19 protein-coding genes are annotated in these 21,816 nt (G+C 70.1%); 12 read left to right on the forward strand and 7 right to left on the reverse strand.

Annotated elements, in window-relative coordinates:
* The first annotated feature begins 60 nt into the window (after nucleotides 1-60).
* The 3 genes from ABT115_RS11080 (at nucleotide 61) to ABT115_RS11090 (ending at nucleotide 3,102) form a co-directional block, all read left to right on the forward strand.
* Nucleotides 61-720, forward strand: coding sequence for a class I SAM-dependent methyltransferase (locus tag ABT115_RS11080; RefSeq protein WP_351786778.1), 660 nt, complete (start codon nucleotides 61-63; stop codon nucleotides 718-720).
* 281 nt (nucleotides 721-1,001) lie between these two features.
* Nucleotides 1,002-1,433 carry a DUF6153 family protein gene (locus ABT115_RS11085; protein WP_351786781.1) on the forward strand — a complete coding sequence of 144 codons (432 nt, stop codon included), beginning with the start codon at nucleotides 1,002-1,004 and terminating at the stop codon, nucleotides 1,431-1,433.
* 73 nt (nucleotides 1,434-1,506) lie between these two features.
* Entirely contained in the window at nucleotides 1,507-3,102 is a 1,596-nt protein-coding gene (locus ABT115_RS11090; protein WP_351786784.1) for a multicopper oxidase family protein, read from the forward strand.
* An 847-nt stretch (nucleotides 3,103-3,949) separates the two neighbouring features.
* Here ABT115_RS11090 and ABT115_RS11095 read toward each other — a convergent pair.
* From ABT115_RS11095 to ABT115_RS11105, 3 genes are all read right to left on the reverse strand, one after another.
* On the reverse strand, nucleotides 3,950-4,171 hold the full coding sequence (locus ABT115_RS11095; protein WP_351786787.1) for a hypothetical protein: 222 nt from the start codon (nucleotides 4,169-4,171) through the stop codon (nucleotides 3,950-3,952).
* Between the two features lie 71 nt (nucleotides 4,172-4,242).
* Nucleotides 4,243-4,767 carry a hypothetical protein gene (locus ABT115_RS11100; RefSeq protein ID WP_351786790.1) on the reverse strand — a complete coding sequence of 175 codons (525 nt, stop codon included), beginning with the start codon at nucleotides 4,765-4,767 and terminating at the stop codon, nucleotides 4,243-4,245.
* A gap of 363 nt (nucleotides 4,768-5,130) precedes the next feature.
* Entirely contained in the window at nucleotides 5,131-5,484 is a 354-nt protein-coding gene (locus ABT115_RS11105; protein WP_351786793.1) for a DUF6204 family protein, read from the reverse strand.
* Nucleotides 5,485-5,720: 236 nt separating this feature from the next.
* On the opposite strand from ABT115_RS11105, the gene ABT115_RS11110 reads away from it, so the two are divergent.
* Nucleotides 5,721-7,691 (forward strand): DUF5107 domain-containing protein, encoded by a 1,971-nt coding sequence (locus ABT115_RS11110; RefSeq protein WP_351786796.1) that lies wholly within the window; start codon nucleotides 5,721-5,723, stop codon nucleotides 7,689-7,691.
* A 43-nt stretch (nucleotides 7,692-7,734) separates the two neighbouring features.
* Here the strand turns inward: ABT115_RS11110 and ABT115_RS11115 are convergent, their stop codons facing one another.
* The gene (locus tag ABT115_RS11115) at nucleotides 7,735-8,088 is read right to left on the reverse strand and encodes a VOC family protein (RefSeq protein ID WP_351786799.1); all 354 of its coding nucleotides are present in this window, start codon (nucleotides 8,086-8,088) and stop codon (nucleotides 7,735-7,737) included.
* A 24-nt stretch (nucleotides 8,089-8,112) separates the two neighbouring features.
* Complete coding sequence (locus ABT115_RS11120; protein WP_351786802.1) at nucleotides 8,113-8,922, reverse strand: class I SAM-dependent methyltransferase; 810 nt, start codon at nucleotides 8,920-8,922, stop codon at nucleotides 8,113-8,115.
* Between the two features lie 222 nt (nucleotides 8,923-9,144).
* Between ABT115_RS11120 and ABT115_RS11125 the strand changes: the two genes are divergently transcribed.
* Complete coding sequence (locus ABT115_RS11125) at nucleotides 9,145-9,993, forward strand: SMP-30/gluconolactonase/LRE family protein (protein ID WP_351786805.1); 849 nt, start codon at nucleotides 9,145-9,147, stop codon at nucleotides 9,991-9,993.
* 160 nt (nucleotides 9,994-10,153) lie between these two features.
* Nucleotides 10,154-11,422: an aminotransferase class I/II-fold pyridoxal phosphate-dependent enzyme gene (locus ABT115_RS11130; protein WP_351786808.1), complete on the forward strand. Its 1,269-nt coding sequence runs from the start codon at nucleotides 10,154-10,156 to the stop codon at nucleotides 11,420-11,422.
* Between the two features lie 24 nt (nucleotides 11,423-11,446).
* On the opposite strand, the gene ABT115_RS11135 is transcribed toward ABT115_RS11130, so the two are convergent.
* Together ABT115_RS11135 and ABT115_RS11140 are read right to left on the reverse strand one after the other, a co-directional pair.
* On the reverse strand, nucleotides 11,447-12,052 hold the full coding sequence (locus tag ABT115_RS11135; protein WP_502969068.1) for a DedA family protein: 606 nt from the start codon (nucleotides 12,050-12,052) through the stop codon (nucleotides 11,447-11,449).
* 11 nt (nucleotides 12,053-12,063) lie between these two features.
* Complete coding sequence (locus ABT115_RS11140; RefSeq protein ID WP_351786814.1) at nucleotides 12,064-12,846, reverse strand: MBL fold metallo-hydrolase; 783 nt, start codon at nucleotides 12,844-12,846, stop codon at nucleotides 12,064-12,066.
* Between the two features lie 208 nt (nucleotides 12,847-13,054).
* Here ABT115_RS11140 and ABT115_RS11145 point away from each other — a divergent pair, with 208 nt between their 5' ends.
* From ABT115_RS11145 to secD, 6 genes are all read left to right on the forward strand, one after another.
* Nucleotides 13,055-13,468 carry a hypothetical protein gene (locus tag ABT115_RS11145; protein WP_351786817.1) on the forward strand — a complete coding sequence of 138 codons (414 nt, stop codon included), beginning with the start codon at nucleotides 13,055-13,057 and terminating at the stop codon, nucleotides 13,466-13,468.
* A gap of 100 nt (nucleotides 13,469-13,568) precedes the next feature.
* Entirely contained in the window at nucleotides 13,569-15,671 is a 2,103-nt protein-coding gene (locus ABT115_RS11150; RefSeq protein ID WP_351786820.1) for a phage holin family protein, read from the forward strand.
* A 46-nt stretch (nucleotides 15,672-15,717) separates the two neighbouring features.
* On the forward strand, nucleotides 15,718-17,829 hold the full coding sequence (gene ligA, locus ABT115_RS11155; protein ID WP_351787102.1) for an NAD-dependent DNA ligase LigA: 2,112 nt from the start codon (nucleotides 15,718-15,720) through the stop codon (nucleotides 17,827-17,829).
* Nucleotides 17,830-17,978: 149 nt separating this feature from the next.
* Nucleotides 17,979-18,803, forward strand: coding sequence for a rod shape-determining protein MreC (locus ABT115_RS11160; protein ID WP_351786823.1), 825 nt, complete (start codon nucleotides 17,979-17,981; stop codon nucleotides 18,801-18,803).
* A gap of 29 nt (nucleotides 18,804-18,832) precedes the next feature.
* Nucleotides 18,833-19,405, forward strand: coding sequence for a hypothetical protein (locus ABT115_RS11165; RefSeq protein ID WP_351786826.1), 573 nt, complete (start codon nucleotides 18,833-18,835; stop codon nucleotides 19,403-19,405).
* A gap of 30 nt (nucleotides 19,406-19,435) precedes the next feature.
* A complete protein-coding gene (gene secD, locus ABT115_RS11170; RefSeq protein WP_351786829.1) occupies nucleotides 19,436-21,751 on the forward strand; it encodes a protein translocase subunit SecD in 2,316 nt (771 codons plus the stop codon).
* Nucleotides 21,752-21,816 lie beyond the last annotated feature (65 nt).

Below are 21,816 nucleotides of genomic sequence, written 5' to 3' on the forward strand. Positions count from 1 at the left end.
CCGGCACCTTAATCTGCGGACAGTAGCTTGAGGTTGTCACCCACCGAGGGAAGCTGCGTCATGTCCACTGCTACCGCCAGACAGTCACGACTGCGACACCCGCTCTTCGCGCGGATCTATCCGAAGATCAACGCCTACGCAGAAGCCCATGGCGCTGTGGAGCACCGCAAAGAGCTGCTCGCCCACACCAAGGGTTGTGTCGTCGAGGTCGGCGCCGGAACCGGAGCCAACTTCCCGCATTACCCAGCGCACGTGGGCAAGGTCATCGCGGTGGAACCTGAGCCACGACTGCGGGCACTCGCCACGCGGGCGGCGGCCGACTCATCCATTCCCGTAGAGGTCCGCGAGGGCCGGGCGGAGAATCTGCCAGTGGCGGATGGGTCCTTCGACGGCGTGGTCGTCTCGCTCGTCCTGTGCAGCATCGCCGATGTCGAAGGGGCGCTGGCCGAGGCTGCTCGCGTACTGCGGCCCGGCGGTCGGCTGTACTTCTACGAGCACATCCGCTCATCCGACCCCCGGTTCGCGAGGAAGCAACGCAGGATCAACATCGTTTGGCCACTGCTCGGCGGAGGCTGCAACCTCGACCGGGACAGCGAACGGGCCATCATGGACGCCGGATTCACGATTGAGCAGGCACGGCACTTCGACTTCCTCGTCAACGGTCGTACAACGCCCAGCTCGCCGTGCGTCATCGGCGTCGCCCGAAGGCCGGAAGGCTGAGGAATCGCCCTCGGCTCATGTTCCGGCCATCCCGTCCGAATGTGCCCATTTCAGGAAATGAGCTCCTTGTCTGGCGACTGCGCCGTCTGGCAGGGATCCCTGCTCACCCGGGCGAAGCGAGCTCAAGCCTGCGGCCGAACGCGCCAGCATCCGGGCGAGTTGCAGACGGGCGTCCCGTGTGAGGGGGGCGGGTCCGAGGTGCAGCGTGACCCGGTCCATGGTCGCCAAAGGCACCCGCTCCCACTAACGCACCGCATACCCCCTCGCCGTATGATGAGTGGGTGGAATCCGAGGTGACGAGGCGCCCGAGGGCTGCGACATGGTGGGGTCGATTTGTACTCGCCGTCGCGCTGCTCGTCGGCATCGTGCTGATGCACGGTCTCGGCCACCCCGGCGAGCATGTGGATGCCACGCACGTATCAGGCGGGCATGTGGCCGCCGCAATGGAGCATGTGGTGGCCGACGCCGGCCACGCCCCGCACCCTGATCCCGCCCCCGCGCACGGGGTCGGCTTCGCGGGCGTGTGCCTGGCGGTGCTTGGCGCCGGGGTCGGCATCGTACTGGTGGTCCGTGGCGCGCTCGTACGCCGAGGCCGACGCTGTGCAGCCGACGAGCCGCCGACTTCCATGCGGCTTGCCTATGCCCTCTGCGTGATCCCACCGCCCGAGTCGCCCAAGTCCCTGCTGACCCGCCTCTCGTTGTTGCGTATATAGGCAGACCGGCCGCTCCACGTCGTGAGCGAAAAGCCTTGATCATGCAACGACCACCTCAAGAGGTTTCACAGTCATGTCCCGACTCACCCGTCGTACCGTCCTCGGCGCCGGCCTCGCCGCCGCCGGCACCAGTCTGCTGACCGCCTGCTCAGGTTCCATGAGCGATATGGACCACTCCTCCGTCGGGGGTGGAATATCGTCGAGCGCCGACTACCTCAGCCCGGACAGCAAGGAGGTCGCCGCGACCGAAGCACTCCGCAAGCCAGGCCCGGAACGGCGGTTCAAACTGACCGCCGTCGAGACCCCGCTCGACCTCGGCGCAGGACTCACCGTCCGGTCATGGGCGTACGGGGACGACCTCCCCGGCAAGGAAATCAGGGTCGCCGCCGGCGACACCTTGACGCTCACCCTCGCGAACAACCTTCCCGAGGCCACCTCCGTCCACTGGCACGGACTCGCCCTGCGCAACGACATGGACGGTGTCCCCGGTCTCACTCAGCGCGACATCAAGCCGGGTGGCTCCTTCGACTACCGCTTCGCGGTCTCCCACCCCGGCACCTACTGGTTCCATCCGCACTCCGGCGTTCAGCAGGACCGCGGCCTGTACGCCCCACTGATCGTCGAAGATCCCAGGGAACCGCTCAAGTACGACAAGGAGTGGGTGATCGTCCTCGACGACTGGGTCGATGGCGTCGACGGTTCCACTCCGGACGCCGTGCTTGCCGAGCTGAGCAGGGGTATGGGAGACATGGACCACGGGGGATCGGGCGGCATGGAGGGCCACGACATGTCGAATATGTCGATGACCACCCGGAAGTCCCCCTCGCCGAAGCCCTCTGGTCCCTCCCGGATGCTCATGGGCGCAACGAGCGACCTGCTCGGCGGCGACGCCGGAGACGTCGGGTACCCGTACTACCTGATCAATGGCCGGACGCCGGACAAGCCGCAGACCTTCACGGCCCGGCCCGGCGACCGGATCAGGCTCCGGATCATCAACGCCGGCGGCGACACTGCTTTCCGTATTGCCCTCGGCGGCCACAAGCTCACCGTCACGCACACTGACGGCTTCCCCGTCGAACAGACGCAGGCCGACGCACTCCTGCTAGGTATGGGCGAGCGCATCGACGCCGTCGTGACCGTCGGGGATGGCACCTTCCCGCTCACCGCGCTCGCCGAGGGCAAACGCCGCTCTGCCCTCGCCGTCCTGCGCACCGGCGGCGGCGCTGCGCCTACCGCCTCCGTACGCCCGAAGGAGCTCGACGGGAAGGTCGTTCATGGCGGTCAGCTGAAGGCAGCCGAGCCCGTACGGCTTGAGCCCGGGCGCCCGGACCGGACGATCGAGGTCAAACTCACCGGCTCGATGATGAAGTACGACTGGGCCATCAACGGCAAGAAGTACGACCCCGCCGAGCGCTACGCGGCTCGCTCCGGCGAGCGCGTACGACTGTCGTTCGTGAACAACACGACGATGTGGCACCCCATGCACCTGCATGGCCACACGTACGCGCTCGCCGACGGCGGCGCACGGAAGGACACCTCGATCGTGCTGCCGGGGAAGCGGCTCGACGTCGACTTCGACGCCGACAACCCCGGGCTCTGGATGATCCACTGCCACAACGTCTACCACGCCGAGTCAGGGATGATGACCGTCCTCGGCTACCTCAAGTAGACCGGGACACCTACGGAGAACGGCCTGGCCGGGGTCCTGGCCAGGCCGTTCCTCACTCTGTCTCAGCCGACTGGCTGAGCCTCGTACAGACTGGCCCGGCGCACCGCGGCCACCAGCGCGTCGGTGTCCACGGCCATGTTCTCCGCAAGCCATCAGGCATCAGGTCCGCCGTTCGCGGTGACCACGACCTTCGGCGAGGTACGTCGCGCGACCAGGACGAGAGCGGGGACGTGGCCCAGGAGCCGGGCGAGCGTAGCCACGACGCTGAGGACGGCGATGGCGGCGCCGACACCCGAGAAGGCCGTGGCCGCCCGCGCGGAGCGGGACAGAGGTCACGGCCTTCTCGGGAATCGGTGTGTCCGGCCAGCAGCGTGTGTGCGCGACGCAGATGGTCAGAGCGCTGTACGCGGCGCTTCACGCGGCCTTGGAGAGGATGGACCGGTCCTTGCCAGGCATGTGCTGGGCAAGTGGCGCGGGCGTGGTCCTGACGGTTCCTCGTTCGTCGTGGCGCGGCCACAGGAGGAGGGCGCCGATCGCTCCCGCCCCGGCGAGGACTGCGAGGACGGACCAGGCGAGGGTGAAGTCGGCGTTCGTGCTGAGCCATCCCGCGATGGGGTAGGTGATGAGCCAGGCCAGGTGCGACAGGGAGAACTGGGCCGCGAATGCCTCGGGGATGGCGTTCCGTCCGACGGAGGCGCGCAGGACCTGCCGGTCGGGGTGATAAGCAGTGCCATGCCGATGCCGATCACGGTCCAGACGATCGCCGTGCCGGTCCAGGTGGCGAGGCCGGTCGCGATGAGCGTCACCGCGGCGGTCGTGCCGCCGACGAGGACTGCGGCGCCGGTCATCATGATGGTGCGGGCAGGGATCTGGTTGCGGTCGGGGACGTACCGACCCGGGCGTCGATGCTGGCGAAGAACTCCGTGAGGCTGCGGGCGCCAGGACCGGCGGGCAGGACGCCCAGCTCGTAATTTCGGAACTCCTCCAGGACCAGGTGGAGGTCGCGCTTGCTCTCGTGCTTGTTGACCTCGGCCAGAAGTTCGGCCTGAGCCCCGCCCGGACGCGACAATGGTGGAGTCGGGTATTGGAACTGTCCGAATGCCCCCGCTTCAAGCGCCGGTTGCGGTGATCGTCGCAGCGTCAGTCGTCGGCTGCGACGAGGAGTTCGAGGGTCCCCGCAGGGCGGTCGATGAGGACGAGTTCGTGGTAGTCGATGTGGATGGGGCCGTAGTCGTGGAACGCGTCTTCCGGAAGCTGTCCCAGCAGGTATCTGCTGGTTGCCTTGCGGATCGGGGCGTAGATCTCTTGACGCAGGCGTGATGCGAGTGATTCTGGGACGTTTCCATGCTGATTGGCCCAGGAGTGGATGACGTCGACTACTGTCGCCGCATCGACGGCCTCATAGGTGTCAGGAGTGATGCGGTCAAGCCACCACTGACCGTGCCGCGGCCAGTCTTGGACGCCGGCTCCGTCGTAGGTGTCCCGGAACTGAGGGTGTGAGATCAAGGCCGCCAGCGCGTCTCGGTCGTCCGGCACCTCGGGCGACAGCTGGAAATGCTTGGCATCGACCCAGCGGTAGCCATGATGGGAGCCCTCGCCGAAGTCGAAGTCTCGGAAGTTGATGAAGGATCTGTCCAGGTGGACGAGGTTGGGCGCTGGTTCCATGCTCGTCATCGTAGGTCGCGCCGCGTCCTCAACCCGTCGGTGATCATCAGCTTGACCAGCAGATATTCCTGACAGTCATCATGCCCAGCATTGGATCCCCGGCGAACCCATAGTTCACGAGCCCGCGCCCTCTGCGCCGCGAGAGCCAGTGCTGCCGGAGGTGTCCAGAGGGCTGCGGAGTCGTTGTTTCCACCTCGATTCCGCTACCCAGAAGCGGGCTGAGCCAGGGACTTTTCAGGGACTTTCAGCTCTGTCAAAGGGACTTTCGCGGGACGATCCGGCGTGCAACCCGGTAAGCCCGTGACAGAGCTGAAAGTAGAGAAATACCTGGTCAGCGCTCCTTTAGCAGTCATCGGCCCGCCGTCATGCCGCCCCTGACGTCTGCCGACCCTTGTAGTTGATCTTCATGGTGTCCATGTCCGTCGCCGTGGACCGCAGCTCGCCATGGCCGTACCCCTGCTCCTTCAGCAGCGTCTCGGCCCGGTCCTCCGCGATCGCGGACGCCATCTCCTCGCCGTCCTCGGCGTCCGACACGACCACGAACCGGAAGCTGAAATGCTTGAGCACACGGTCGTACGTCAGCGAGCCCTCCTCGGTGAACTGCATCGCACTCAGGCCGTGCAGATCCACATCGGACAGGAGCCGGGCGCGCGCCTCGTCCGTCAGACCGTCCCAGGTACCGCGCACGATCACTCGGTAGGTGTGCTGCGTGCTCATCGTGTTTCCCGCTCCGCATTCCGCTTGTGAACCGTCGAGGACCAAGGTTACGGAGGCGGTGGTCGTACGCATCCGAATTATTGTGGGGCGGCGTCCTCGGGCGCCTTCCCCGTGATCTTCCGGACTTTTGCCGAAGTCTGACAGCGACGCCCCTGGCCGGGCCGCTGTCCAGCGTGTTCCATGGTCATCGGGGGCGCCCGGACCTGCGGCGGCCCGCGCGAGGGAGCGAGGTTGCCTTGGCCACGACCGTACGACGTGCCGTACTGACTCTGCCTGCCGCACCACTGGGCACGGAGAATCCGCTGCCCGCACTGCGGCCGCTCGACGAGATGCATGTCGTCGACGACCGCGACCGGGCCGGACTGCCACGTGACATGGCGCGCCAGATCGGCTACGAACCACTGGCCACCGTGCTTCCGGTGCGCATCCTCGACGGGTACGGGCGCGAACGCACCCCCACCGGCCTGGACGCGATCATCATCGAGAACGAACGGCTGCGGGCCACCGTCCTGCCCGGACTCGGCGGCCGCATCCACTCCCTCCGCCACAAGCCGACCGGCCGCGAACTCCTCTACACCAATCCCGTCCTGCAGCCCGCCGACTTCGCACTCAACGGTGCCTGGTTCTCCGGAGGCATCGAATGGAACATCGGCGCCACAGGCCACACCACCCTGTCCTGCGCCCCGGTGCACGCCGCCCGGGTGCCCGCACCCGACGGCGGTGAAATGGTCCGCCTCTGGGAGTGGGAGCGGCTGCGCGACCTGCCGTTCCAGGTGGATCTCTGGCTGCCCGAAGACTCCGACTTCCTGCACGTAGGCGTACGGATACGCAACCCGCACGAGCACACCGCACCCGTCTACTGGTGGTCCAACATCGCCGTGCCCGAGGGCGAACACACCCGCGTCCTGGCCCCGGCCGACGAGGCATGGCACTTCGGCTACGAACGGACCCTGACCCGGGTCCCGGTCCCCGAGACCGGATGCGTCGACCGTACGTACCCGCTGCGCAGCGACTTCCCCGCCGAATACTTCTACGAGGTGCCCGAAGGCGCCCGTCGCTGGATCGCCTCCCTGGACGGGGACGGCCACGGAGTCGTCCAGACGTCGACCGATCTGCTGCGCGGCCGAAAGCTGTTCCTGTGGGGCAGCGGCCCGGGCGGGCGGCACTGGCAGGAGTGGCTCACCGAGCCCGGCACCATCGGATATGCCGAGATCCAGGCCGGACTCGCCCGTACTCAGCTGGAACACATCCCCCTCGAACCGGGCGCCGAGTTCAGCTGGCTGGAGTCGTACGGGCCGCTGTCCGCGGACCCACGGGCCGTGCACGGCGACGACTGGGCGGTAGCCCGCGCCGAGACCGAGCGGCGGCTCGCCGAGGTGCTGCCGCGCGCCGATGTCGACGCCGCGTACGCCGCATGGCGCCCCTGCGCCGACATCGAGCCCGGTGAGTCGCTCGCCACCGGCTCCGGCTGGGGTGCTCTCGAAGTCCGGCGCGGCAAGTACCGGCTTCCCGGCACACCGTTCGCCGAGTCCACCCTCGGTGAACAACAGGCACCCTGGCTGGAGTTGCTGGACCAGGGCGCCTTCCCCGAACCGCGCAGGGTGGCCCCGCCCGGCCCGTCCCTGGTCTCCCCGCACTGGCGCGACATGCTGGAGACGGCCTCTGCCGAACCGCTCACGGAGTACCACCTCGGTGTCGCCCAGTGGCACGCCGGCGACCGCGCCCAGGCGGTCCGCAGCTGGGAACGCGGACTGGTCCTCGCCGCGTCCCGCTGGCCGCTATTGCGCTGCCTCGCCGTCGCCGCCGAGGAGGGCGGCCAGTGGGACCGGGCGGCCGACCTCTACACCGAGGCGTTCGACGACCTGTGCGCGGAACGTCGCGACGACGGTGACGCCTGGACGTCCGCCACGGTGGCGCTCGGCCGCGAGGCGATGGAGGCACTGCTGACGGCGGGGCGCCCCGAAGCGGTCCGGACGGTGTGGACCGGACTGCCCCCGGCCGTCCGACAGCGCGGCCGCTTCCGCCTGTTGGAGGCCCGGCTGCTGATCGCCGAGGGCGACCGCGCCGCCGCCCGGGCCGTGTTCGACGAAGGCTTCGAGGTCGCGGATCTGCGTGAGGGCGCGGAAGTCCTGGACGAGGTGTGGGCCGAGCTCACCGACGAGCCGCTGCCGGACAGGTACAACTACCGGATGCGCCCCAGGACTTGACAACGAAGTCCGTCGGGCCCGCGCCCACTTCCACCGGCGCGGGTCAGACGGCCGGATTCCGGTCGACGTACTCGAAGACCGAGCCGTCCGGATGCACCGCGATCAGATTGCGGCCCACCGGCGTCTCCACCGGGCCCGCGAGAATCCGGGCGCCGACGCGGGTGAGGGAGGCATGTGCTGCGTCGACATCCTTGACCGCGATCGTCGCCGTCACCTTGCGCAGGATCTCCAGCTCCGACTCCGGCCCGCTCATCAGCAGAAAGCAGCTGATCGCGGCGACCGAGACTCCGCCGCGCTCGAAGCGCAGCGCAGAACTGGCCGTGAGGTCCTCGTAGAAGGCCACCGCGGCCTCCAGGTCGTCGACGCAGATACGCAGCGTGGTTCCCAGAATGTCCATGAGTACAAGGGTAGTTGGCGGTGCTCAGGCCCGGCAGAGCACCTCGCCGTGCGGGACCATGAACCAGGCGTCGTCCTGCGCGCCCCACTCGCGCCAGGCCGCGGCGATCGCGGCCAGCTCCTCGGTGCTCGCGTGACCGCCGTCCACGGCCAGCTTCGCGTACACCGAGCTGACCGTGCGGTCCGCCCACAGGCCGCTCCACCACTCGCGGCTCTCCGGGGTGGCGAAGCACCAGTTGGCGGCGGTCGGGGTGATGTCGGTGAAGCCGGCCCGGCGGGCCCAGGAGAGCAGCCGGCGGCCCGCGTCCGGCTCGCCGCCGTTGGCTCGGGCCACCCGCCCGTACAGCTCCTGCCAGGCGTCCATGCCCGATACCCCGGGGTACCAGGTCATCGCCGCGTAGTCGCTGTCGCGGGCCGCGACGACGCCGCCGGGGCGGCAGACGCGCCGCATCTCGCGCAGCGCCTGCACCGGGTCGCCCACGTGCTGGAGCACCTGATGGGCATGGACGACGTCGAACGAGTCGTCGGGGAAGTCCAGGGCATGCACATCGGCGGTGGTGAACTCGACGTTGTCCAGCCCGCGTTCAGCCGCTACCTCGGCTGCCTGCGTCAGGACCTCCTGGTTGGTGTCGACGGCGGTCACCCGGCCGGGGGCGACGAGCGCGGCCAGATCCGCGGTGATGGTGCCCGGTCCGCAGCCGACATCCAGCACGGTCATGCCGGGGCGGAGCTCGTCGATCAAATACGCCGCGGAGTTGGCGGCGGTGCGCCAGCGGTGCGAGCGCAGCACCGACTCGTGGTGGCCGTGGGTGTAGACGGCGGTCTCCTTCGGCATGGCCGTGGATCCTTTCTCGAAGAGCGCGACACGCGAACCGCGAAGCGCTGACCGGTGCGGCCACCGTACGCTCGTATGTCGAATTATGAGATCCCTGTCTTGATACATGGACTGCCTTTATTATCGGCATCGTCGCGGCAAGTGCCACCCGACTACCGTGTGTTCGTTGTTCCGGTCATCGACCGGAGTGCCGGATGTGAGAGACGGGTGACACGGGCAGAAATGACCACCACACGCCTGGATGTGGCCGTACAGGAGCAGGCCGAGCTCGGCGAGGGCCCGACCTGGGATCCCGTCACCGGCCGGCTGATCTGGGTCGACATCATTTCGGCCCGCGTTCACACCTACGACCCGGTGAGCGGCCGCCGTACGGTGATGGCCACCGAACAGCACGTCGGAGCCGCCAAGCCGCGCGCCGGTGGCGGACTTGTGGTCAATCTGCGCGACGGCATCGGCCTGTACGACCCCGACGGCGCTTTTCACTGGCTGGCCCACGAACCCGAGCCCGGACGCCGCGGCAATGACGCGGCGGTCGCTCCGGACGGGGCACTGTGGGCGGGCACCATGCGCTACGACGGCGAGACCGGTGGCAGCCTCGCCCGCATCGCACCCGATGGCGCGGTCACCCGGGTGCTGCCCGTTGTGGCCTGCAGCAACGGCATCGGGTGGAGCCCGGACGGGCGGCTGATGTACTTCATCGACACGCCCACGCGCCGTATCGACGTCTTCGACTTCGACGGTCAACACGTCGTGAACCGACGTCCGTTCGTCACCCTTGAGCAGGGGGCGGGATTCCCCGACGGGCTGACGGTCGACGCCGCGGGAGCCGTCTGGGTCGCCCTGTGGGACGGCGCTGCGGTGCGCCGCTACACGGCCGACGGTGCCCTGGACCGGATCGTCGAACTCCCCGTACAGCGCCCGACGGCCTGCGCCTTCGGCGGTACGGATCTGCGCGACCTCTACATCACCTCGGCCCGCACGGGGCTCGCCGCCCCGCATCCGCTGTCCGGCTCGCTGCTGGTGCTGCCGGACGCCGGCCATGGGATGCCCGCCACGGCCTTCGCGCGCTGAGCCCGCCTCCCGGATGCCGGGCGGGACTCTCGTCGGCTCCGCTGGGCGGGCGCGGTCGGTCGAACCCTCGTATAAAGGGCCCTGAGTACACCTCAGTACAAAGGGCCCTGGGTGCGAGACCCTGGCACGGGGCGACGGGGCGGCGGCGAAGGAGGCCCGGATGGCGCGGGAGAAGACCGGACGGGCGGGGCGCAAGCAGCGGGCCGGGGGCGGTGCGCGTACTGTGCGGGAGGACCGCGGCCCTGTCCGGTACGGGCCGCCGTCGCCCGACCCCGGTCTGCCTGTTCTGCCCGAACTGGCCGAGGTGCTGGCCGCCGCGGCCGGCCGCAGCGAACCCGAACCGACCGGCGGCGGCGACGCCCTGCGCGAGGCCGCGACCGCCTACTGGGAGCGGCGCGGACTGCACGGCAGCCCGGAGAACATCGCAGCCGCCCCGGGCGCCTCGCCGCTGCTGCTCGCGCTGATCGCCGCGCACGGCGGCGACGTGCTCATGCCGCGCCCCTGCACGGCCACCTGGATCCCGCAGGCCCGGCTGTTGGGCAGGCCCGCCTACCGTGTGCCCACCCCGGCCGAGTGCGGCGGCGTGCCCGACCCGTACGCGCTGCTGGAGACCGTACGCAGAGTGCGCGCCGAAGGCGGCAGGCCCCGGCTGCTGCTGATCTCCGTCGTCGACGACCCGACCGCCACCGTCGCCCCGCCGGAACTCGTGCGCGAGGCATGCGAGGCGGCAGTCGCCGAAGGGCTGCACATCGTCAGCGACGAGACCTGGCGTGACACCCTGCACCGGCCGCACGACACGGTCCTGCTCAGTCCGGCGGAAATGTGCCCCGACGATGTCACGGTCGTCTGCGATCTCGCCGGTGCGCTGACCCCGTCCGCCTGGCCGGTCGCGGTCGCCCGATTTCCGGACACCGAGCGGGCGGCGGTGCGCCATGCCCGTACGCTCGACATCCTCACCGCACTCGGCGCGCACGTCGCGGGACCCGTCGCCATGGCCGCCGCCCACGCGCTGCGCGAACCGGACTCCGTCACAGACCGGGTCCGCCGGGCCGCCGCGCTCCAGGCGCAGCTCGCGGCGGCGGCCCACCGCGCGGTTCTCGCATCGGGCGCGCTGGCGAGGCCCCCGCAGGCCGGCCGCCATCTCTACGCCGACCTCGGGCCGCTCAGATCCCGGCTCGCGAACCGAGGTGTCTCGGACTCCCTCGAACTGGAGGAGTACCTGGCGGAGCGCCTCGGCGCACCGGCGCCGGGCGGCCACCGGTTCGGCGACGAACTGGGGGCACTGCGCGTACGGCTGGGCACCGGGACGCTCCTCGGGTCGACTCCGGAACAGCAGCTGGAGTCCCTCACCGCTGTGGCGCCCCTGGAATTGCCGCATGTGGCTCGGGCCCTGAGCATTTTCGCAGGAGCGCTCGGCGAACTCCGATGACGAACCGCGCAGTGCCTCGCACGGTCAGTGGCTGAACTGAGCCCGCATCCGACGCCACACCGTTGGCAACCCGCTGATCAGCAGCGTCACACCCACCGCCGCGATGACACCCTGCCACGGCTCGGGGAAGAGCGAACCGCCCAGAATGCCGATCAGCTGGTACGTCGCCGCCCATGCCAGACAGGCCGGCACATCCCCACGGGCGAACCGGCGCAGCGGCATCCGGGCCAGCAGACAGGCCAGCATCACCGGAATCCGCCCCGCCGGTATCAGCCTCGACAGCACGAGCACCACCGCACCGTGCTCGTCCAGCTTCTGCTGTGCCTGCGCCAGCCGCTCCGGAGCGGCACGGTCATTGATCGCCTGCAGCCACTTCGAACCGTTCTTCGAACGCAACCCGCGCTGACCGAGCCAGTACAGACTGATATCGCCGACGAGCGCCGCGGCCGACGCCACCCCGAAGACGATCAGCAGCGAGAACGGCGACGACTGATGCAGCGCCACCACCGCGGCCGAACTCACCAGCGCACCCGTCGGCACCACCGGCACCAGCGCGCCCAGCGCCACCAGCAGGAACAGGGACGGATAGCCGACCACCTGCTGTGTCGACTCGGCGGGCAGCTGGCTCATGACCTGCTGGATCACCTTGCGGCCTCCGGCCGCACATGCTCACCGTGGGACAGCCGGTGCACCGCCACCTCCGGCGCCAGCATCGCGGCCTTGCGGACGAACTCGTCACCAGGTGCGTGGAACTCGTGCGGCCTGACTCCGGCCATTCCGATCGGCCAGTACGTGCCGTAGTGCACCGGCACGGCCGACTGCGGCGCCAGCCGGGCCAGCGCCTGCGCGGCCCGGCCGGCGTCCAGATGACTGCGGCCCAGATACGGACCCCATCCGCCCACCGGCAGCAGCGCCACATCCACCGGACCGACCGCCTGGGCCATGCCGTCGAAGAGCCCGGTGTCACCGGCGAAATACGTCCGTGCCTCGCCCTCGATCACATAGCCGAGCGCGGGGGAGCGGTGCGGGCCCATGGGCAGGCGCCTGCCGTCGTGCAGTGCGGGAACCGCCCGTACCCGCACCTCGCCGACCCGGACCTCGTCGCCCGGTGCCACCTCGGTGATCTGCAGCCCGCGCACCGAGCGCAGCACCCGCAGCCCCGGCACGGAGCGCACCGCACCCGCCGGTACGATCAGCCGGCTGCCGGGGGCGAGCCGGGCCAGTGACGGCAGATGCAGATGGTCGGAGTGCAGGTGCGAGACGAGCACCACATCGGCGACGGCGGCCTCGGGGCCGGGCAGCTCGCCGCGGCGGCGGCGCAGATGCGCGAAGCGCCGTACGAAGAGCGGATCGGTCAGCACACGGACCCCGGAGTCCTCGATGGTGCACGTGGCATGACCCCACCAGGTGACTTCCACCGGCACGCGTTGCCTCCTCGTTCCTGGGATTCTTGTTTCCGGCCCTGCCATCGAGCCTAGGGCGTGTTTCGAAAGTAGCGTCGTCCGCCCGCGGGGCGGGGGCGGGGGCGCACCGGCGTTCCGTGTCCGTACTTCGCGCTCCTACGGTCCCGACATGCGCTTTTTTGTGCGGGAGCCGGTAGGGTCGCCGGTACGCCTGACACGGGGGACGGCCATGGGGGACGCAACGAACGTACGGGTGGCGGCCATCGCCAGTCTCACACCGCTCGAAGAGCTCGACAGCGATCCGTTCCTCGTGGACACCCGCAGCCAGCACGACATGTGCGCCCGCTGGGCCGCCGACAAGGGATACGTTGTCACCCGGCAGCTGCGTTTCTACGGGCTGCGCCCCGACCACCACGCCCTGTGGACGGATGTCGAGAGCGGCGATGTCGAACTCTTCGTCGCCGCCAACGACCGGGTGCTGGCGCGGGCCCTCACCTCGGTGCCGGAGTTCGCCGCGGAATGCCAGCGGCGCGGCGTACGGCTGGAGATCGCGGGACTGGACGAGCCGCCGTACAACGCCCGCACGAAGGCGAGTGTGCACCGCAGGCTCTCCATGCCGACCGCCGGATACGACGGCTGCTGACCGGCCTCCTGCCTGCTGCTGTCGACGGCCCGCGGCCGGGCTGTGAAAAGCTGGGGGACAGGGCCTGGAACGGCGGGGTCCGGACGTGAGGTGGAACGGCGTGGGAGACGGGCGATGGCGAACAGCCGGCAGCGCCCTGATGCGAGTGGTTGTGGTGTGGGCGGTCTCGACGCTCACGATGCTGGCGCTCGCCGGGATTCTGCCGGACTTCCAGCTCCAGTCGAACGACGGCGACAGCATCACCAAGGTCGCGTTCGCCGCCGCCTGGGGCGCCGGAGCGTTCGGTCTGCTCTCCGCACTGGTCTGGCCGGTCCTGGTGCGGGCACTGCTCATCGTGCCCGCACTCGTCCTCGGGATGCTCGTCTTCTTCCTGAACGGCTCGCTGCTGCTGGTCGCCCTGTGGCTCATCCCGGACGGCCGCGGCGTCGCCAACCCGGAGACCGCGGTCGTCGTCGCGGCCGTGATGTCCGCCGTTGCCTCCGCAACCTCCACGGCGCTGGCCGTACGAGACGACAACGCCTACCGGCGCCGGCTCTCACGGCTCGCCGACCGCCGCCGTCGGCGCACCGGTGCGGACAGCGGGCGCAGCGGACCGCCGGGCACCGTCTTCATCCAGCTCGACGGCGTCGGCCACGACGTGCTCGCCCGGGCCGCCGACTCCGGCCTGATGCCGACCGTGGCGAAATGGCTCGCCGACGAGGGGAGCCACCGGCTCACCCCGTGGCGCACCGACTGGTCCAGTCAGACCGGCGCCAGCCAGCTCGGCATCCTGCACGGCAGCAACCACGACGTCCCCGCCTTCCGCTGGTACGAGAAGGAGACCGGCGACGTCATGGTCTCCAGCCGCCCCGCGAGCGCCATCGAACTCCAGCGCCGGGCCATCGCACGCACTCGTGAGGGCGGGCTGCTCACGCTCGACGGTGCCAGCCGCGGCAATCTCTTCAGCGGCGGCGCCGACCAGCTGGCGCTCGTCCTGTCCATGGCGGCTCGGCGCGGCAAGGGCCGCCGCTCCCGCGCCGGGTACTTCGCCTACTTCTCCGATCCGGCCAATGCTGTCCGTACCGCGCTCTCGTTCGTCGCCGAGGTCTGCCGCGAGATCGGCCAGTCCACCAGGGCGCGGATACGCAAGGACACGCCCCGGATCAAGCGCGGCGGGCTCTACCCCTTCATCCGGGCCTTCGCGACAGTGATCGAACGCGATGTGGTGGTGGCCGCCGTCATCGGGGACATGTTCGCCGGCCGCACCGCCGTCTACGCCGACCTGGTCGCATACGACGAGGTGGCGCACCACTCCGGACCGAACAGCCGCGACGCGGAGAAGGTGCTCGCGCGACTGGACCGCTCGCTCGCCCTGATCGTCAAGGTCGCCGAACACACCCCGCGAACCTACCGGTTCGTGCTGCTCTCCGACCACGGGCAGAGCCCCGGCGAGACCTTCGCGGGGGCGTACGGGCTGACGCTCAAGGACCTGGTGCGGGCGGGCTGCGGGCTGCCCGTACCCCGTCGGGCGCAGCGCACCCACAGCGGTTCGGAGGCGCGTGACGCGGTACGGATCGCCCTGCACCGCCGGCCGGTCGAGGAGGGCGAGGCGGAACACCGTGCCAAGCCATCCGACCCGGTGGTCCTTGCCTCCGGCAACCTCGGCCTGATCTCCTTCCCCGACATAGAGGGGCGCGCCTCGCGCGAACAGCTCGACCGGAGCCGTCCCGCACTGCTCGGCACTCTCGCCAACCACCTCGGCATCGGCTTTCTCCTGGTCCGCAGCGAGCAGAACGGCTCGGTGGTGCTGGGCCGTGGCGGCACCGAGGTCCCAGTGTCGGAACTGAAGGACGGGGAAGGGCCGCTGGCCCCCTTCGGCCCGGGCGCGGCGGCTGCGGTGCGCCGCACCGATACCTTCCCGCACGTCGCCGACATCATGGTCAACTCGATGCACGACGAGGCCACGGGCTGCGTGCACGCCTTCGAGGAACAGATCGGCTCGCACGGAGGCCTGGGCGGCGAGCAGTCCCGGCCGTTCCTGCTGTGGCCGACGGACCTGTCGGCGCCGGTGGCGGACGGCACGGAGCTGGTGGGGGCCGAGCAGGTGCACGAGGTGCTGCGGCGCTGGCTGCGGGAGTGCTCGGGACCGCAGAACCCGCTGGCACCGCCGGGTGCGGTGGGCGGCGCCGACGCGGCGGGCGGGACTGTTCAGGAGGCCGGCTGAGGGGCGTCGTCCCTGGTGAGGGGCATTGTCAGTGGCGGGCGGCAGGATGGGGGCCATGACGAACTCAGCTGTTGTGCTCGCCGATACTGCCGCCTACGCCGCCGCGGTCGAAGAAGCGTCGCGGGCCGCCGCCGCTTACTACGCCACCGGCGAGAGCACGCTCGACGACGATGCGTACGACCGGCTGGTACGGGGGATCGCCGCGTATGAACAAGAGCACCCGCAGGAGGTGCTGGAGGCTTCCCCGACCGGCAAGGTGGCAGGCGGCGCCGCAAGCGGGGACGTGCCGCACACGGTGCCGATGCTCTCCCTGGACAACGTCTTCTCGGCCGAGCAGTTCGCCACGTGGACGGCGTCGCTGGAGCGTCGCATCGGCAGGCCCGTCGCCGCGTGGAGCGTGGAGCCGAAGCTCGATGGCCTGGCTGTCGCTGCCCGCTACCGGGCAGGCTGCCTCGAGCAGCTGATCACCCGGGGCGACGGCACCGCGGGCGAGGACGTCTCGCATGCGATCGGCACCGTGGCCGGCCTTCCCGAGCGGCTCGCCGAGCCGGTGACGATCGAGATGCGCGGCGAGATCCTCATGACGACCGAGCAGTTCGAGCAGGCCAACACCGTGCGCACCGAGCACGGCGGCGCCCCCTTCGCCAACCCGAGGAACGGCGCGGCGGGCACACTCCGCGCCAAGGACCGCGCGTACACGGTGGAGATGACGTTCTTCGCCTACGGTGCCCTGCCGCTGTCCGAGTCCGGAGAGCTGACCGCCACCCTCGCCGAGCTCCCGCACAGCGAGGTCCTGGAATACGTCGCAGGTCTCGGCGTGCACACCGCGGCGGACACGGATGTGGCACCGCGCACCGTCACCACCGTCCAGGAGGTACAGGCCCGGGTCGAGGAAGTCGCGGCCCTGCGCGCCTCGTTGCCGTTCGGCATCGACGGCATCGTGATCAAGGCCGATCTTGCGGCCGACCAGCGCGAGGCCGGTTCAGGGACCAGGGCGCCGCGCTGGGCCATCGCTTACAAGCTCCCGGCCGTCGAGAAGGTCACCCGGCTCCTCGGCGTCGAGTGGAACGTGGGCAGGACCGGCATCATCGCGCCGCGCGCCGTGCTGGAACCGGTCGAGATCGACGGCTCCACCGTCAGCTACGCCACGCTGCACAACCCGGCCGACATCACCCGGCGTGATCTGCGCCTGGGTGACCGTGTGATGGTCTACAAGGCGGGCGACATCATCCCCCGTATCGAGGCGCCGGTCGCCCATCTGCGGACCGGTGACGAGCAGCCCATAGTCTTCCCCGAGGCGTGCCCGCAGTGCGGCTCCGAGATCGACACCAGCGAGCAGCGCTGGCGCTGTGTCCGGGGCCGCGGCTGCCGCCTCGTCGCCTCCATCTCGTACGCGGCGGGTCGCGACCAGCTCGACATCGAGGGCCTTGGCGCCACCCGGGTCGTCCAGCTCGTCGACGCCGGTCTGGTGGCCGACTTCGCAGACCTCTTCACCCTCGATCGCGAGCAGCTGCTCGGCCTGGAACGAATGGGTGAGACCAGCACCGAAAACCTCCTGGCCGCCATCGAAACGGCACGGACCCAGCCGCTCTCCCGGGTCTTCTGCGCGTTGGGCGTACGCGGCACCGGGCGCTCCATGTCACGGCGGATCGCCCGGTACTTCGCGGACATGGACCGGATCAGGGCCGCCGACGCCGAGGAGCTCCAGCGGGTCGACGGCATCGGGAAGGAGAAGGCCGCGGGTGTCGTCGCGGAGCTGGTGGAGCTGGCCCCGCTGATCGAGAAACTGATGGCCGCCGGGGTCAACATGACAGAGCCCGGTGCGACGCCGCCGCCGGAGCCGGGGGAGGAGGGCACGGAAGCGGCCGCCGCAGCGGACGGGGAGGGGGCCGTCGGTCTGCCGCTGGACGGGATGACCGTGGTGGTCACCGGCGCCATGACCGGCGTGCTGGAGAAGCTCTCCCGGAATCAGATGAACGAGCTGATCGAGCGAGCCGGCGGGAAGTCTTCGTCCAGCGTCTCCAAGCGCACCACGCTCCTGGTCGCCGGGGAGAAGGCCGGATCCAAGCGAACCAAGGCCGAGGACCTCGGTGTCCGGATCGCCGCGCCGGACGAGTTCGCCGAACTGATCGCCGGGTTCCTGCCGTCGGAGGTGTGACGCAGAACGGAGACCTCGCCGCGCCCGAGCCCTTGGATTTTGCCTGAGAGTGGCTTTCTTTGCCTCCCTATTGCATAGTGAGGGCTGGCCATGCCTCGCTATCAGCGGGTCAACAGGTGTGTGAACGGCCGCTTCGGCAGGGAGGGACGATGCGTTCGCTGCACGACGGACCGCGACTCGACCGCTCCGTCCGCCAGGAGTACCGGGGCATCACCCGGGGCCTCGCCCTCGACCTCGGCAGCTCACGGACCCGTGCCTGGATGCCCGGACACGGCGTCGTCGCCGACACCGACGCCTGCGGCGATTCCGGCACCGGGCCGGGGCACGGCCGCCCGGTCCGGCGAGGACGCATCGTCGACCCCGTGTCCTGCGGCCGGATGCTCGGCCGCATCGCCGACAGTTGCCTGGGCGCGGACCGCACCGACACCGTGATCGTGCTCAGCCATCCCGTCCTCGCCGGGTCCGAACACCGTGCCGAGGCAAGGGAACTGATCGCCGCACTCGGGCTGACGAGCGTCATCGCCCTGGACAGCGCGAGGGCCGCTGCCGCATACGCCGGACCGCAGGACAGTGGCCCGCTGCTCGTCGTCGACATCGGCGCCGAGCTGACCGAGGCGACCCTCCTCGTCGACGGACAGGTCCGCGACGCCCGCCAGGCCGAGACGGGGCTGAGCGACCTCGACCCCTTCGAGCCGCCCGCCGTCGTCGTCCGCACCGTCCTCGACATGGTCACGGAGATGTGGAAGCAGGACCGGCACGGCGCCGTCCTCGGGGCCCTGCGCAAGGGTCCGTTGCTTGCCGGGGGTGGCGCCACCCGCCCGGACATCACCGACCGGATCGCGGTCCGCCTCGGCGTTCCGGTACGCCTCGCCGACGACCCCGCGACCACCGTCGTACGCGGCGCCGGACTGATACTCGGCTCCGTGCTCCGCCGAGCCGGTGCGACACCGGCCCTGCCCGGCCGAACGAGGTGACCCCCCTCCCCGGGCCACCCCCGGGGAATGTGCCCCCGAGGGCACGGCCGGGTGCCCCGGCACACCACAGAACCGCACAAGCGGCCCGGCAGGTCTTCGCCGCCCTCCTTCTCGCCGTGCTCACCGTCGTCGGTGGCGCTCCCGCAGCCACCGGATCATCCGTACTCCCCTTCCGGCCGTTCGCCGGTGTGCCGCCCTCCGCCGCGGACTCACCCGGCGCCCATCAGCCCGCCCCGCACACCGACCGGACCGCCCGCACAGGCACCGTCCACGAAACCCGGCGCACCCGCACGGCCACGGCGACCGACCGCCACCGGCCGTCGCCGACGCCCGCACCCCAGCCCAGGGCCGGCACCGACCACGCCCGCACCCAGAACCATCTCCCGCCGCACGGCCTCGACTTCCTGATGCCCGGCACACCGGGCATCCGCGTACCGCACCACGCCCTTCAGCAGGCTCCCGCCGCACCCCCTCGGGCCACCGACCGCTTCCGCATCGCGCTCCCCACCGTGCGCGGGCCTCCGAGGACAGCCATTCACCGCCCACCGGTTCTGCCACCGGTCCCGCCCCACAGACCCGCCGGAATGTCCTCGCCGAGGTGAGGGCGCCCGGCGCCCCCTCGGAGGAAACCCATGACTCGCGCCACCACGGTGCGAGCGGTTCTGGCTGCGGCCGTCCTGCTCGTCTCCGTGTTCATCACGCTGACCAAGTCACCCAAACTCGGCCTCGACCTTCAGGGCGGCACCAGAATGGTGCTCCAGGCCAAGGACTCCGCCACTGCGAAAGCGGACCAGGAGAGCACCGACCGCACCCTTGAGGTGCTCCGCCAGCGCATCGACGCCCTCGGTGTCGCCGAACCCACCCTGACCCGTTCCGGCCAGGACCGGATCATCGTCGAACTCCCGGATGTCCAGGACCCGCGCGAGGCTGCCGAGGTCATCGGCAAAACCGCCCAGCTCAGCTTCCACGCAGTCCAGGGCCTCGCCACGCAGAGCGATGACAAGGCGGACGCCAAGGCCGGCGACGGGCCGACGCTCCCCGACGAACAGGGCCGCATGCTCGACCTCGGCCCGGCCCGGCTCTCCGGTGCGGGCGTCAAGGACGCCACCGCCGTGTTCGACTCCCAGCAGGGCGCAGGCTGGACCGTCTCCCTCGACTTCCACAAGGAGGCGGGCCAGTCCTGGACCCAGCTGACCGGTGAGGCCGCATGCCACCCGATCCAGGACGACCGGCGCCGCGTCGCCATCGTCCTCGACGAGCAGATCATCTCCTCGCCAGAGGTTTCCCCCTCGGTCGGCTGCAACGTCGGCCTGCCGTCCGGCTCCACCCAGATCACAGGCTCCTTCACCGCCGACGAGGCCAAGGAACTGGCTCTGCTGATCGAGGGCGGCGCCCTGCCGCTCCCCGTCGAAATCGTCGAACAACGGACCGTCGGCCCGACGCTCGGCGACGAAGCCATCGACGCCAGCGCCCGGGCCGCTCTCATCGGCGCCGCAGCCACCGCACTCTTCATCACCGTCATCTACCGGCTCTTCGGCGCGCTCGCCGCCGTCGCGCTGGCTGCCTACGGGCTGATCTCCTACGCGGCCCTGGTCGCCCTCGGAGTGACCCTCACACTGCCAGGTCTCGCCGGGTTCGTCCTGGCCATCGGGATGGCGGTCGACGCCAACGTGCTGGTCTTCGAACGGGCCAGAGAGGAACGCATCCAGCATCCGGGCCGCTCGCTGCGCTCCTCGCTGACCGCCGGATTCCGTAATGCCTGGAGCGCCGTCGCCGACTCCAACATCACGACGCTGATCGCGGCCGGGCTGCTCTTCCTCTTCGGCTCCGGACCGGTGAAGGGATTCGGTGTCACACTCGCCATCGGTGTGCTCGCCTCGATGTTCTCCGCACTCGTCGTCGCCCGGGCACTCACCGAGGTCGCCGCAAGTTCACGATTCGTCAGCAACCACCAGGGCGTCAACGGCATCACCGCCCCCGGCCGGGTCCGCACCTGGCTGACCCGCCGCGATCCCCAACTGATGCGGTCCCCGCGCCGCTGGCTGCTGATCTCCACGGCTCTGGTCGCCGTCGCCGTCCTCGGCATTGTCGTACGCGGCGTCAACCTGGGTGTCGAATTCACCGGTGGCCGGCTCGTCGAGTACTCGACCAGCCAGCCCGTCGACGTGGAGCAGGCCCGCACCGCCCTGGCCGACGCGGGCTTCGGCGACGCAGAGGTCACCACGGCGGGCGAGGGCGACATCTCCGTACGCACCGGAAATCTCGACAACGAAGGTGAACACGCGATGCGCGCCGCCCTCGAGGAAGAGGGCGGCAAGACCACCAAGGTCCGCGACGAACTCATCGGCCCCAGCCTCGGCGAGGAGCTCCGGCGCAACGCCCTGATCGCACTCTGTATCGCCGTCCTCGTACAGCTGGCATACCTGGCGATCCGGTTCCGCTGGACGTTCGCCGTGGGCGCGGTCGCGGCGCTGGTCCACGACGTCATCATCCTGGTCGGTGCCTTCGCCTGGCTCGGACGCAGCGTCGACGGCATCTTCCTGGCCGCGCTGCTCACCGTCATCGGATACTCGGTCAACGACTCGGTGGTGGTCTTCGACCGGGTACGGGAACTCTGGGCGAAGGCCCGGCGCGTACCCGTCGCCACGGTTGCCAACCGGGCCGTTCTCCAGACCGTACCCAGAACGATCAACACCGGAATGGGCGCTCTCTTCATCCTGACCGCACTCGCAGTGCTGGGCGCCGACTCCCTCGCGGACTTCGCGCTCGCCCTGCTGATCGGCATCTGTGTCGGCACCTACTCCTCGGTGATGACCGCCGTACCGGTCGCACTCGTCCTGGAACGAAGCAGCAAGGCTCCGCCCCCCGCCCGGAAGCGCGCCCCAAGGCGCCGGTCGGGCACGAAGTCGGCGCGCCGGGATCCGCTCGACAACGGAGCACGTGTATAGCCGCTCCCGCTCGCACGGCGCCCCCGCCCCCCTCGGGAACCCAAGTTTCCTTCCGGGCGGGGGCG

It is taken from the genome of Streptomyces sp. NPDC001832 (assembly GCF_040297265.1).
Classification (GTDB): domain Bacteria; phylum Actinomycetota; class Actinomycetes; order Streptomycetales; family Streptomycetaceae; genus Streptomyces.

Excerpts from the sequence above, each read along its gene's own strand:
- ABT115_RS11080 (WP_351786778.1), top strand. The coding sequence starts at position 61 with ATGTCCACTGCTACCGCCAGACAGTCACGACTGCGACACCCGCTCTTC.
- ABT115_RS11090 (WP_351786784.1), top strand. The coding sequence starts at position 1,507 with ATGTCCCGACTCACCCGTCGTACCGTCCTCGGCGCCGGCCTCGCCGCC.
- ABT115_RS11100 (WP_351786790.1), bottom strand. The coding sequence starts at position 4,767 with ATGGAACCAGCGCCCAACCTCGTCCACCTGGACAGATCCTTCATCAAC.
- ABT115_RS11105 (WP_351786793.1), bottom strand. The coding sequence starts at position 5,484 with ATGAGCACGCAGCACACCTACCGAGTGATCGTGCGCGGTACCTGGGAC.
- ABT115_RS11115 (WP_351786799.1), bottom strand. The coding sequence starts at position 8,088 with ATGGACATTCTGGGAACCACGCTGCGTATCTGCGTCGACGACCTGGAG.
- ABT115_RS11120 (WP_351786802.1), bottom strand. The coding sequence starts at position 8,922 with ATGCCGAAGGAGACCGCCGTCTACACCCACGGCCACCACGAGTCGGTG.
- ABT115_RS11125 (WP_351786805.1), top strand. The coding sequence starts at position 9,145 with ATGACCACCACACGCCTGGATGTGGCCGTACAGGAGCAGGCCGAGCTC.
- ABT115_RS11130 (WP_351786808.1), top strand. The coding sequence starts at position 10,154 with ATGGCGCGGGAGAAGACCGGACGGGCGGGGCGCAAGCAGCGGGCCGGG.
- ABT115_RS11135 (WP_502969068.1), bottom strand. The coding sequence starts at position 12,052 with ATGAGCCAGCTGCCCGCCGAGTCGACACAGCAGGTGGTCGGCTATCCG.
- ABT115_RS11145 (WP_351786817.1), top strand. The coding sequence starts at position 13,055 with ATGGGGGACGCAACGAACGTACGGGTGGCGGCCATCGCCAGTCTCACA.
- ligA (WP_351787102.1), top strand. The coding sequence starts at position 15,718 with ATGGGGGCCATGACGAACTCAGCTGTTGTGCTCGCCGATACTGCCGCC.
- ABT115_RS11160 (WP_351786823.1), top strand. The coding sequence starts at position 17,979 with ATGCGTTCGCTGCACGACGGACCGCGACTCGACCGCTCCGTCCGCCAG.
- secD (WP_351786829.1), top strand. The coding sequence starts at position 19,436 with ATGACTCGCGCCACCACGGTGCGAGCGGTTCTGGCTGCGGCCGTCCTG.